Below are 12,189 nucleotides of genomic sequence, written 5' to 3' on the forward strand. Positions count from 1 at the left end.
GCATCGAGGCGTACGAGACGACGAAAGGCCGTCGCTACCGTGCCCTCTATCGCCGACCCGACAAGAAGCAAACCCAGAAGCGCGGCTTCACGACGAAGAAGGCCGCTGAGCTGTTCCTGGCGACGACCGAGGTCAACATCGCCCAAGGCCGCTACCTCGATCCCTCACTGGCAAGGGTCACCGTGGCCGAATGGCTTCAGACCTGGCTCGCCGCACGCGGCGACCTTCGCGCGACGACACGCAGCCGGGTCGAGAACATCATCGACAAGCACATCACGCCCGAACTCGGCAACATCCCGATCGGCAACCTCACCCGACTTCGAGTGCAGGAATGGGCATCCGCACTGCCAGGCGCTCCCGCGACCGTGCGGAAGATCGTCAACGTGCTCTCCGGAGCACTACGGTTCGCGGTCGAGGACGAGCGTCTGCCGTCGAACCCCGGAGCCAGGCCCAAGCTCCCCAAGCCGACGAAGACGCGCAAGCGCTACCTCTCGCACGATCAGGTCGCGGCGCTCGCCCAGGCCATTGACGAGATGAAAGACGGCCGAGACTACGGATACGGCCTCGTCGTGCTCACCCTCTCGTACTGCGGCCTGCGCTGGGGCGCACTCTCCGGGCTGCGAATCCGCGACATCGACCTTGACGCGAAACACCCGCACCTGACCGTCGAGCAGACTGTCGTCGCCGACAAGGGATACCAGCGCATCGAGCCGCCGAAGGACTACGAGCACCGGAGCATCCCGATCCCCGCGTTCCTCGTCCGCCTGCTCCGCGCCCAGATCGCAGGACGCGACCCCGACGCTCCCGTGTTCTACGGCATCCGCACCGGCACCTGGCTGCGCAACCACGCCTACCGCGTCGGCTGGCTCGACCTCGCCGCAACCGCAATCGGCCTGGATGGGCTCACTCCCCACGAGCTGCGACACACGGCAGCATCGCACGCCGTCAGCGCCGGGGCGAACGCCGAGGCCGTGCAGCGGATGCTGGGGCGCGCTTCGGCCGCTGTGACGCTCGATGTCTCCGCCGACCTGTTCGACGACGACCTCGACGGTGTTGCCACGGCGCTCGACCAGGCAGCAATGCAATCGGATGTCGCCAATCTGTTGCCGAAAGCCGCGTAGCGCCTCATAGCGCCATAGCGTCCGACGGCAGGAATGCGAAAACCCCCGGATAACCGGGGGGCTTCTTGTTGGTGACCCCAGCGGGATTCGAACCCGCGTTACCGCCGTGAGAGGGCGGCGTACTAGGCCGCTATACGATGGGGCCGTCAGACAACCGTTCAAGTATGCCATGCCGAAAGACCCGCACAAAATCGCGATGAGCGCGTTCGAGGAATGCGGCTTGCCCGGTCACCGGCGCCTGGTGTGAACTGGGGTCATGCGCGTCACCAAACTCGAACACGCCTGTCTCCGACTCACCAAGAGCGGCCAGACGCTCCTGGTCGATCCGGGTGGCTTCACGGCACCCGTCGAGGACCTCGACGACGTCATCGCGGTCGTCCTCACCCACGAACACGCCGACCACTGGACGCCGGCTCAGCTCGACCGCATCCGCGCCGCCCGCCCTGACGTGCCGATCTACGGACCCGCCGGGGTCGTCGCGGCGGCCGTGGGATACGACATCATCGAGATCTCCCCCGGCGATGCCCGCGAAGTGGGAGCATTCTCGCTGCGGTTCTTCGGCGGCACACACGCGGTCATCCACGAATCGATGCCGCTCGTGGACAATGTGGGGATCCTCGTCGACGAGACCTTCTACTACCCGGGCGACTCGTACGCCGTCCCCGACGACACAGACATCGCCCTGCTGGCCGCCCCGATCGGCGCGCCCTGGCTGAAGATCGGCGACGCGATGGACTTCGTGCTCGCCGTCGCTGCTCCCCAGGTCTTCGCCACACACGACCGGACGCTCTCCGAACTGGGGCTCGGCATCGGTCACGGCCGACTGCAATGGGCGACCGAGCAGCGCGACGGACAATACCACCGGCTCCACCCCGGTGAGTCGATCGAGATCTGACCCCGACGCGAGGACGGGGTGGATGCCCCCGTGCATCCGCCCCGTTCACGATTCGAGGATCAGCCCGCTGCGTCGTGGTCGATCTCGAGGAATGTGACGAGCGAGTCGAGCGCGGCCTCGGCGCCGTCCCCCTCGGCCTTGAGGGTGACGACCGTGCCCTGCGTGGCCCCCAGCCCCATCAGGGTGAGGATGCTGCCGGCGTTCAGGTCGGGCCCGCCTTCGACGGCGATCGTGACCGGAACCCCGGTCTCCTGCACGGCCTGGACGAAGAGCTTCGCGGGGCGGGCGTGCAGACCCGAGCTGCTCGCAACGGTGGCGGTACGTTCTGCCATGTCCTTCTCCTTTGGGTTACGCCGCGACGGGGACCGCGGTCGTGGTGGGGGTCTCGATGGGTGCGCGGCGGACGTACTTCTTCAGCACGACCAGGACGAGCGCTGAGACGACCGTACCGGCCACGAGGGCCACGAGGAAACCCCAGAACGGTTCGATGGCGAACCACACGAACAATCCGCCGTGGGGCGCGTAGCTGGCGACGCCCAGCCACATGCTCAGCGCGCCGGTCACCGCTCCGCCGACCATGGATGCCGGAATCACCCGCAGTGGGTCGGCGGCGGCGAACGGAATCGCACCCTCGCTGATGAACGACGCACCCAGCAGCCACGCCGCCTTGCCGTTCTCGCGTTCCACCGGAGTGAACAACGGCCGCGCAAGCACGGTCGAGGCCAGCGCGAGCGCAAGCGGGGGGACCATCCCCGCGGCCATGACCGCGGCCATGATCAGGTAGGGGGTGGTGTTCGTGGCGCTGGCCGCGGCCAGACCGGTCGTCGCGAAGGCGTAAGCCACCTTGTTGACGGGGCCGCCCAGGTCGAAGCACATCATCAACCCGAGGATGACCCCGACGAGGATGACGCCGGCATCGCTTTGCACGAGACCGGTCAGCCCATCGGTCATCGCCACCATGAGGGCCGCGATCGGCCGACCCAGGAACAGCACCATCGACCCGGAGGCGACGATGGACCCGAGCAGCGGGATGATCACCACCGGCATGAGGCCGCGCAACCAGCGGGGTACGTCCCACGTGCCGATCCACCACGCGACCGCGCCGGCCAGCAAGCCGCCGACGATCCCGCCGATGAAGCCCGCGTTCATGAGCACGGCGACAGCGCCGGCGACGAACCCGGGAGCGATACCGGGGCGGTCCGCGATCGCGAACGCGATGTATCCGGCCAGTGCCGACACCAAAAAGCCCATCGAGGCGACACCGATCATGAACGCCACGGAGCCGAGGTACTGACCGAGTCCGCCCGTGGGCAGGTTCCATAGAGAGTTCTGAATGATGACGGCGGCCGCGTCGTCGGTGACCTCGTACCCGCCGAGCAGGAACCCGAGCGCAATCAGCAGCCCGCCGCCAGCGACGAAAGGGATCATGTAGCTCACACCGGTGAGCAGGATGCGCTGGATGCGCCGACCCCACGACATGTTCGTCGGGGCGTTCGCTGTGCTCTCCGCGGCGGCGCCGCTGACCCGCGGTGCGTTCGAGTCGTCGGCGGCGGCGATCGCCTCGGCGATAAGCTGTTTCGGCTGCTCGATCCCCCGCTTCACCCCGGACCGGATGACGGGCTTGCCGACGAACCGCTGTTGCTCTCGCACATCGACGTCAACGGCGAAGATCACGGCATCCGCCGCCGCGATCACGGCCGGGTCGAGCGCCTTGTAGCCGCTGGAGCCTTGCGGCTCGACGACGAGGTCGACGCCCTCTTCGGCAGCCGCCGCCGTCAACGCGTCCGCGGCCATGAAGGTATGGGCAATGCCGGTGGCGCAGGCGGTGACTGCCACGATCTTCGGACCCTCGGCGACGGGGCTGACGGCCGCCGGAGCAGCCTGCGCGGGCGCGGGCTCAGCTGGCGCGCCCTCACCGATGGCAGTGCGCACGATCGCGACCACGTCCTCCGCAGTGGCTGCCGCACGCAGAGCGGTCGTGAACTCGTCCTGCATCAGCGACCGGGCCAGTTTGGAGAGCACCGCGAGATGTTCTTCGGCGGCGGTGTCTGGAGCGGCGATGAGGAAGACGAGTTCTGCCGGGCCGTCGGGGGCGCCGAAGTCGACGGCCGGCTTCAGTCGCGCGAAGGCGAGTGAAGCCCGGGTGACGGCCGGACTCTTCGCGTGCGGGATCGCGATGCCGCCCGGCAGGCCGGTCTCGTCCTTCTGCTCGCGATCCCACGCGTCGTTGGCGAGCCGGACGGCGTCGTCGGCGCGTCCCTCCGCGGCGACGCGGGTGGCGAGCGCGTCGATCACGGCGCGTTTGTCGTCGCCGAGGTCGGCGTCGATGCTCACCAGGGCGGGGGTGATGATGTCTGCCACAGTGACCTCCTCTGGTCGGGCGTGGATGGCGATTGATCGGTTCAGGGGGTGATCGCCTGCACGGCGATGTCGCCGCGGGGCAGGTCGTCGGGTCCGGGGTGCTGCGTGCCGGGCAGCGCCGCAGCGGCGGCGCCGTAGCGCGTGGCCGAGCGAAGTCGGTCCGGCGCGGCGTCCCCGGCGAGGTCGGCGAGCAGGTATCCGGCGAGGGAGCTGTCGCCGGCGCCCACGGTACTGCGCACGACCATGGGAGGGGGCAGCGCCGTCCAGGCGCCCTCGGGGCTGATCAGCACGGCGCCCTTCGCGCCGAGGGTGACCAAGGCCGTGTGCACGCGCACGGGCACGAGGTCGCGTGCGATGCGGGCCACGGCCGCGCTCAGGTCGCGCTCGGGATCGAGGGCGACGCCGACGAGTTCGGCGAGCTCCTCTTCGTTTGGCTTGATGAGGTCGGGCCGGCCCGACGCGACGACCGCGTGCAGGGCAGGACCCGATGTGTCGACGGCGATGCGGGGTGCATCGTCCTCCGACGCGCGTCGCACCGCGTCGATGACGCGGACGTAGAGGTCATCCGGCGCTCCCGGCGGGAGCGACCCGGCCAGGACCAGCCAGTCGGCGCCGGCCGAGGATGCGACGGTAGCCTCGATGACGGCATCGAGTTCGGCATCGGCCAGGTGCGCGCCCGGGAGGTTGATCTTCGTTGTGGTGCCGCCGGGATCAACGATCGCGAGGTTGGATCGTGCCCGGCCGAGCACCGGAACGATGCGGGCGGGAACACCCGTGGCCGCCACGAGCGACGCCAGCGGATCCTCCCCAGCCAGCGGCAGCACGGCGAGCGTGTGCTGATCGGCTCGTGCGATCACGGCCGAGACGTTGACCCCTTTTCCGCCGGCATCCTCACGGAGGCTCGTTCCCGCCTGCACGTCGCCGACGCGGAGGGGAAGCTCGATCCCGACGGTGCGATCGAGACTGGGGTGGACGGTGAGGGTGACGATCACGGCAGCAGCACCTCCACGTCGGCGTCGTCGAGCGCGGACTGCAGCTCACGCGGCGGCGCAAGCTCGGTGGCGAGCACATCGGCATCCGTGAGCGCGGCGAACGACACCAGCAGATCGAGATTGAACTTGGACGCGTCGGCGGCCATGATCACGTGGCGTGCGGCGGCGACGATGGCCCGCTTGACGTCGGCCTCGTCGGGGTCTGGTGTGCTGAACCCGAAACCGGCAGACACGCCGTTGGTGCCGAGGACGGCGATATCCGGGTGCAGCTGGGCGATCGCGGCGACCGTCGCAGACCCGACCGCGGCGGCGGTGAGGCCGCGCACCCTGCCGCCGATCGCCGACAGGCCTACGCCGGGAACCCCGGCCAGCAGGTGCGCGATGGTCATCGAGTGCGTGACGACCTCGAGGTGTTCGCCGTGCTCACGCTCGGCGAGCACGGCGGCCACGGCCGCTGCCGTGGTCCCGGCGTCGAGGTAGACTGAGCCGCCCGAGGGCAGTGTCGCAACGATGCGGCGCGCGATCGCGCGCTTGGCGCCGCTGTGCTGCCCGGTGCGGTCGGCCACAGAGGACTCCGCGGTGCTGCGACGCGTCGCCGCCACCGCCCCACCGTGCACGCGACGCAGGGCACCGGCTTCTTCGAGCTGCGCCAGGTCGCGCCGTACCGTCTCCGTGGTGACTCCGAGGCGGGTGGAGAGGTCAACGACCGCGACGCGACCGTCCTCGCTCACCAGGCGGGCAATGAGTTGCTGTCGCTCCGTCGCGTACATGTCGGCCTCCTTGACACACAGAGACTACAACACATCAGCAACTAAAACAACAACTACACAGATATTCTCACATCCGGGATCACGGCGGCGCGGCGGGGGACGAGACCCAGACCTCGATCCGGTCGTTCTGCAGCACGAAGCGCACGATGGTGCCGGTGTCGTACTCCGACCCCGACGCCGACGGTCGACCACCCGCGCCGACACGCACGTCCGCGATGGCGGGGAGGTCACCGATGCCGCAGCCCACCGCGTAGTCCTCCGCGCCCTGCACGATCATGCACTATCCGCCTACCGAGGTGTTGATCACCCACGGGCGCATCTGCGAGAACTCCGTGTACGCATGGAACGGGGCGTCGGCGCTCGCCCCCAGGTAGATCCGTGCGTCGGCGCTGTCGACCCAGGCCGGGGGCCGCACGTCGTCAGCCGCCGGGGCGAGGACGGCCGCCGGACCACGGGTGAACCCTCCACCGCCGACAAGCGTGCCCACCGCGACTCCCCCGCCGCCGATCACGACGGCACCGACGGCGAGTGCGGCCGTCACCGCGGCGCGGCGAGGCCGAGGCGCGGAAGCCGGCTCCGCCGTTGCCGTCGCTCCGGAGGCCGTTGCCGCACCGTTCGGCTCGGCTCCGGACGGGGCGGGCGCCTCGGGTGCGGTGGCCGCGACATCGACGGCCGCGACGTCCGCCGATGCGCGATCCTCCGCCACGGCGTCGGTGAGTTCGCGCAGCTTCTGCCGCGCCGCCGCCGCGTCACGCGGGTCGGCGTCGGGCCCATAGGCGGAGGTCTGGAGGCGCGCAAGCTCGTCGCCTGACACCCCGGCCCGTTCCGTCGACATGGCGCCATTATCCCCCGCACACACACGGAGGGTCCGGTCGCCAGGCGACCGGACCCTCCGGAAGAACCGAGGCGGCTCAGGCCTCGCTCATCGCGGTGACCTCCTGCTGGCCGCGGGCGGCCAGGGCGGCCGCGCGTGCGGCGATGCGGCGGGATTGCTCGGCCTGACCGGCATCCAGCGTCTCCTGGTCGACCGGGACACTGTCCACCTTGGCGACACCGTTGTACTTCGCGATGTAGGCGTCGAGCTCGGGGCCGCTGGTCCACGAGGTGATGAGGCAGTACCGCGGCGCGTCGCCGTAGTGGGTGGCGGCGTGCCACAACCGCTGCGTGTCGATGACCAGCTGGGCACCGGCCGGCAGCGCGATGCGGGTCTCTTCGCTCGGGTCGGTGCGGTTCTCACGCAGCACGAAGAAGCTGTCCTTGTCGTCGGTGAGGTTGAAGAAGCTGCGCACGACCCAGCCGGTGCCGTCCGGGTTCAGCCGGTTGTTGTCGTCCTGGTGCAGGTTGTAGAGGCAGTCCGCGTACGTGTTCGGCTGCAGTTCGATGATGCGACACCGGCCCACGTTGGAGCCTGGCTCCTTCGCGCGCGCCGTGAGTGTCGGAGCGATCTCGGTCTGCGCGTCGATCCAGACGCCGTCCTTGTCGGTGCGCGGCGGCTTGTGGTTCCAGAAGCCGTTGCACTCGATCTCGCCCTTGGCGGAGGCCAACGGTGCGAAACGGGTGTCGCCCGAGGACTTCCAGTCGACGTACTCGATATCGAGCCATTCCTTGGGGTCAATGGGCTTGTTGTAGCTGTCGAGGACCACGTAGCCGGTCTCCTCGAGCGCTTCGGACTTGATGTATCCCATGCGGATCATCACCTTTCTGCCAGACAAGCGAAGTTTTTACAGGTCCGACTTAGGTCACCCTACATTGGCGCGTTGCGAACTCGCCGTGTCGACGCCGTGAATATCCGGACGCGGCTAGAGTGGACCGGGCGCGCCGCCCGATCACGTCGATCCGGACGCGTCGTCACCGTTTATGATTCGTGCCACCCACACCCCCGCGACGAACGTCGACGCCACCGCCGTCAACACCATCGGCTGGCTCTCGGACCCCGCCACGACGATCGTGGTGCCGGTGTACCAGCGCCAGTACCGGTGGGACATCGGTGGCTGCGAACAACTGCTTGCGGACGTGCGCGCCGCCGCCGATGCGGATCCGGGCAGCACCCACTTCTTGGGATCGATCCTCTCGTCGGCCAACACGACCGGCGATGCCGGGCTGGTCCTCATCGACGGTCAGCAGCGCATCACCACGATCATGCTGCTGGTCGCGGCCCTCCACCACACGCTGCGCGCGCAGGACCCCGGCACGGCGGCCGAACTCGAACGGGTTCTGGTGCGCGAGGGCGAGCCCGGCCGCACCAAGCTCGTGCCTCACCGCGCGTGGGCCGACGTGTTCGAGTCGGTCGTCCTCGATCGCCGCACGACTGGCGACCGGGACTCTCGATTCGACGCAAACTATGCGTTCTTCCGCAGTCAGATCCGCCCCGACGAGGCCGCGCACCTCTGGCGCGGCCTGGGACGCTTGGAGCACGTGTCGATCACTCTGGGCGGAGCCGCGAACGCGCAACAGATCTTCGAGAGCCTCAACTCCACCGGCGAACCCCTCCGCGACCACGAGCTGATCCACAATTACGTGCTGATGGGCCTGTCTCACGACGAACAGACGATCATCGAACGCGACTACTGGATGCCGATCGAGCACGCCACCGGCGATCAGATCGGTCCGTTCTGGCGTCATTATCTCGTGATGTCCACGGGGCGGGAGGTCGCCGTCGTCGGCGAACGCGGCGTCTACGATGCGTTCCGCAGGCTCTTCCCGCGTCTGCTCCCCGCCACACTGCCCGCGATCGCTGCGCGCTGGCGCACCTTCGCGGGCCTGTATCGCACGCTGCTCGAGCCCTTCGGGCATCCCGACCCCGAGGTGGGTCGTCACCTCGGCTTCCTCAACACGTTCGGGCGAGGCGCCTACCCCCTCACCCTGCAGTTGATGCATGACCACGCCGCTGGCATCCTGCCGCGCGACGCGCTGCTGCACGCGCTGCAGGACCTGCAGTCACTGCTGCTGCGCCGCACGGTCGTCGGCATCACCACCGACCGTCTCGTCGCCCGACTGTGTCGCGCCTACGCGGACGGACCGGATGCGCTGCGCACGGCGATGGGCCGGATCACCCCGTCGGACGAACGCACCAGGGTCGGGCTGAAGTTCTCGGACCTGCCGCACCCGAGATACGTGCTGGGACGGCTCGCGGACCTGTCCCCCACCGATGCGGTCGACATCGACCACATCGTCCCGGTCTCCCCCGGCGACGACTGGAGCGGCGACGGATTCCGGCGCTGGGCACAGTACACCGATGACGAGCAGAACAGTCACCGCGCACTGGCGAAGACCATCGGGAACCTGACGCTGCTCGAACCGGACCTTGCTGACCGCGCGTTCGACGCCGCTTTTCCCGTCAAGCGGGCGGTGTACGAGAACAGCGACATCGCTTTCGCCCGCGAGGTCACGCAGCACGACGCGTGGGGCACCGCGAGCATCGGCGCGCGCACCGAGCAGCTCACCGAACGATTCGTCCAGGTGTGGCGACGGCCCGAGGTCGTCGGGATCGACGACGACGACCTCACTCCCATCCTCGATGCTCGGCGCCGGAGGGGCTGGCCGCACGGGTGGGAGCGAGAGTTCGACTACGTGGAGTACTGCGGTGAGCACTGGGAGGTCAAAGACATCCGGTACCTGTTCCACCGCGTCTTCCAGAGGCTGTGGGCCGACGCACGGGATGCCGTGAGCGCCTATAGTGCGCAGCGCGGTGGGCCGCTGTATCCCGACATGGCCTGGCAGGGGCAGTGGGACGAGGTCGCCCCGGGGCAGTATCTGTACCTCGGCTGGGATTCCTCGTACATGCTCACTGCCGTCCAGGGTGTGCTGGAGGCGGCCGGCATCGCCGGTGAGGTCTTCGTGAAGTACTCCTACATCGGCAACGCAATGCGCTGACGACGTGCGCCTCTCGCGTCGTCCGCCCCGGTCCTCCATGTGCTCGTGTCATACTGGGGCCAGGCTCCCGCGGCATCCGCGCCGCGTGTGAGAGGGGCCCAACGTAAAGGACATCTCGTGACCGGTGACGGCTCCAGCGTCCATCGCTGACCGGCTCGCGCGTCCTCTTCTGCGTCTCCCGTGTCAGCGGCATCCCCTGACACCATCTGGAGACCACCGTGTCCGCTGTCGCTTCCGTCGTCCTGCACGACGTCACCTTCTGCTGGCCCGACGGCACACCGGCCCTCGCGGACCTGTCCGCTGCGTTCGGGCCCGGCCGCACGGGCCTCGTCGGCCGCAACGGGGCCGGAAAGTCCACACTGCTGCGCCTGATCCGCGGCGAACTCACCCCGTCGAGCGGGCGGGTGACCACCTCGGGTGTCGTCGTCCACCTGCCGCAGCACCTCGCACGCGCACCGGGTGACACCGTCGCCGACCTGCTGGGCGTCAGGAACACGGTCGATGCGATCCGCGCCGTCGAAGCGGGCCGCACCGACGAGGACCTGTTCGAACGGATCGGCGACGACTGGGATATCGAAGAGCGATCGCTGGCCACCCTGGCGGCGAACAGACTGGAGCTGTCGAGCCTCGACCGGCCCACCGCGACGCTGTCCGGGGGCGAGACGACCCTCGCCGCGATCGTCGGGGTGATGGTGCGGGGCGCGGACGTCGCCCTGCTGGATGAGCCCACGAACAACCTCGATGCCGACGGGCGCGATCGGGTCCACGCTCTGGTGCGCGGCTGGCGGGGCGCGCTGATCGTCGCCAGTCACGACGAGGCGCTGCTCGAACTCATGGACGACACCGCCGAACTGCGGTCCAACAAGCTGGCGGTGTTCCCGGGCGGCTTCCGCGCGTACCGTGCCCAGGTCGCCGCCGAGCAGAACACGGCGCTTCGCGCACTGCGCACGGCCGAACAGACCCTCAAAGCCGAGAAGCGGCAGCGGATCCAGGCCGAGGAACGGATCGCCCACAGCGAGCGCAAGGGCCGGACGGATGCCGTCAACCGCCGGTTCGTCCGCGCAGTCGTCAACAACCGCCGCAACTCCGCGCAGAAGGCGCAGGCCGCGCGCCGGGGCCTGCACGACGACCGGCTCGACGCCGCGCGCAAAGCGGTCGATGACGCCGGCTCACGGGTCCGCGACGACGACCACATCAGTATCCAGCTGCCCGACCCGGGCGTGCCGGCCGGCCGTCGGATCGCACGGCTGGTCGGGTCGGACGAGCGTGAGTACATCGTGCAGGGTCCCGAGCGCATCGCCCTGACCGGACCGAACGGCGCCGGAAAGACCACCCTCATCCGGCAGCTCCTGTCCGGGGCGCCCGCCCCCGACGAGCCGGGCGCCCGGGAGGAGCGTCGACGTGCACGCGCGTCGGCGCACGCCGACATCGAGCACATCGGGTACCTGTCCCAGCATCTGGAAGGACTCGACACCACCGCGAGCGCGCTCGCACACGTCCAGCGGGTTGCCGCCGGCATCCCCACCTCCGACCTGCGCAATCAGCTCGCGCGCCTGCTGCTGCGCGGCGGCGCCGCCGATCGCCCCGTCGCTACCCTCTCCGGCGGGGAGCGGTTCCGCGCGGCGCTCGCCCGCGTGCTGCTGGCCGACCCGCCCCCGCAACTTCTGGTGCTGGACGAACCGACGAACAACCTCGACTCCCCCAGCGTCACGCAACTGGTCGAGTCGCTTGCCGCCTACCGGGGTGCGCTGATCGTGATCAGCCACGATCGCGGGTTCGTGGAGCGGCTCGAGCCGGATGCAGAACTCCGCCTCGACCACGACGGCACGCTCACGCGCGTCGGCTGAGCGAGCGCGCGCGCCGGAGGTGGTGCAGGAACAACGGGCCCCTCGAATGGGCGCATGGGGTGTGGTGTCGCCGCGCACCTGCGGTGATTGCGGCATCGAACAGACACTCTGGTGGGCGCTCACCGTCGAGAAGAAGAGCATCGACGACCACACGCCGCATCAACTGAAAGCGCTCGCGCGAATACTAAATGAAGTACCCGATTAGGGCAAATACCGTTCAATTAGAGTTGCATCGGTGTAGTTTGGGGGTATGCCGCGTTCTGGTTGGAGGAAGCCCGAGTCGGATCGGTCGTTGCCGGATCTGGTCTCGGTCGGCCTGTTGATGAAGGT

The 12,189-nt window shown here is 69.0% G+C and carries 11 protein-coding genes and 1 tRNA gene; 4 read left to right on the plus strand and 8 right to left on the minus strand.

Annotation, left to right across the window (positions count from 1 at the left end):
* Window positions 1–1,121 (plus strand): tyrosine-type recombinase/integrase (locus tag ACK5KK_RS15120; protein ID WP_416890913.1); only part of this gene is annotated, 1,121 nt, incomplete at its 5' end.
* Between the two features lie 69 nt (window positions 1,122–1,190).
* On the opposite strand, the gene ACK5KK_RS15125 is transcribed toward ACK5KK_RS15120, so the two are convergent.
* Window positions 1,191–1,266, minus strand: a tRNA-Glu gene (locus ACK5KK_RS15125).
* Window positions 1,267–1,377: 111 nt separating this feature from the next.
* On the opposite strand from ACK5KK_RS15125, the gene ACK5KK_RS15130 reads away from it, so the two are divergent.
* On the plus strand, window positions 1,378–2,016 hold the full coding sequence (locus ACK5KK_RS15130; protein ID WP_416890914.1) for an MBL fold metallo-hydrolase: 639 nt from the start codon (window positions 1,378–1,380) through the stop codon (window positions 2,014–2,016).
* 59 nt (window positions 2,017–2,075) lie between these two features.
* Here the strand turns inward: ACK5KK_RS15130 and ACK5KK_RS15135 are convergent, their stop codons facing one another.
* From ACK5KK_RS15135 to ACK5KK_RS15165, 7 genes are all read right to left on the minus strand, one after another.
* The gene (locus ACK5KK_RS15135; protein WP_416890915.1) at window positions 2,076–2,348 is read right to left on the minus strand and encodes an HPr family phosphocarrier protein; all 273 of its coding nucleotides are present in this window, start codon (window positions 2,346–2,348) and stop codon (window positions 2,076–2,078) included.
* Window positions 2,349–2,364: 16 nt separating this feature from the next.
* Window positions 2,365–4,377 (minus strand): PTS fructose transporter subunit IIABC, encoded by a 2,013-nt coding sequence (locus ACK5KK_RS15140; protein WP_416890916.1) that lies wholly within the window; start codon window positions 4,375–4,377, stop codon window positions 2,365–2,367.
* A 41-nt stretch (window positions 4,378–4,418) separates the two neighbouring features.
* Entirely contained in the window at window positions 4,419–5,369 is a 951-nt protein-coding gene (locus ACK5KK_RS15145) for a 1-phosphofructokinase family hexose kinase (protein ID WP_416890917.1), read from the minus strand.
* A complete protein-coding gene (locus ACK5KK_RS15150; protein ID WP_416890918.1) occupies window positions 5,366–6,139 on the minus strand; it encodes a DeoR/GlpR family DNA-binding transcription regulator in 774 nt (257 codons plus the stop codon). The genes ACK5KK_RS15145 and ACK5KK_RS15150 overlap by 4 nt, the downstream gene beginning before the upstream one ends.
* A 79-nt stretch (window positions 6,140–6,218) precedes the next feature.
* The gene (locus ACK5KK_RS15155; RefSeq protein WP_416890919.1) at window positions 6,219–6,416 is read right to left on the minus strand and encodes a hypothetical protein; all 198 of its coding nucleotides are present in this window, start codon (window positions 6,414–6,416) and stop codon (window positions 6,219–6,221) included.
* Between the two features lie 3 nt (window positions 6,417–6,419).
* Window positions 6,420–6,974, minus strand: a complete 555-nt coding sequence (locus ACK5KK_RS15160) for a hypothetical protein (protein WP_416890920.1) — start codon at window positions 6,972–6,974, stop codon at window positions 6,420–6,422.
* A gap of 76 nt (window positions 6,975–7,050) precedes the next feature.
* Window positions 7,051–7,824: a hypothetical protein gene (locus ACK5KK_RS15165; RefSeq protein ID WP_416890923.1), complete on the minus strand. Its 774-nt coding sequence runs from the start codon at window positions 7,822–7,824 to the stop codon at window positions 7,051–7,053.
* 172 nt (window positions 7,825–7,996) lie between these two features.
* Between ACK5KK_RS15165 and ACK5KK_RS15170 the strand changes: the two genes are divergently transcribed.
* Window positions 7,997–10,012, plus strand: a complete 2,016-nt coding sequence (locus tag ACK5KK_RS15170; protein WP_416890921.1) for a DUF262 domain-containing protein — start codon at window positions 7,997–7,999, stop codon at window positions 10,010–10,012.
* Window positions 10,013–10,230: 218 nt separating this feature from the next.
* The gene (locus tag ACK5KK_RS15175) at window positions 10,231–11,859 is read left to right on the plus strand and encodes an ABC-F family ATP-binding cassette domain-containing protein (RefSeq protein WP_416890922.1); all 1,629 of its coding nucleotides are present in this window, start codon (window positions 10,231–10,233) and stop codon (window positions 11,857–11,859) included.
* Window positions 11,860–12,189 lie beyond the last annotated feature (330 nt).

Source organism: Microbacterium sp., assembly GCF_047972865.1.
Lineage (GTDB): Bacteria > Actinomycetota > Actinomycetes > Actinomycetales > Microbacteriaceae > Microbacterium.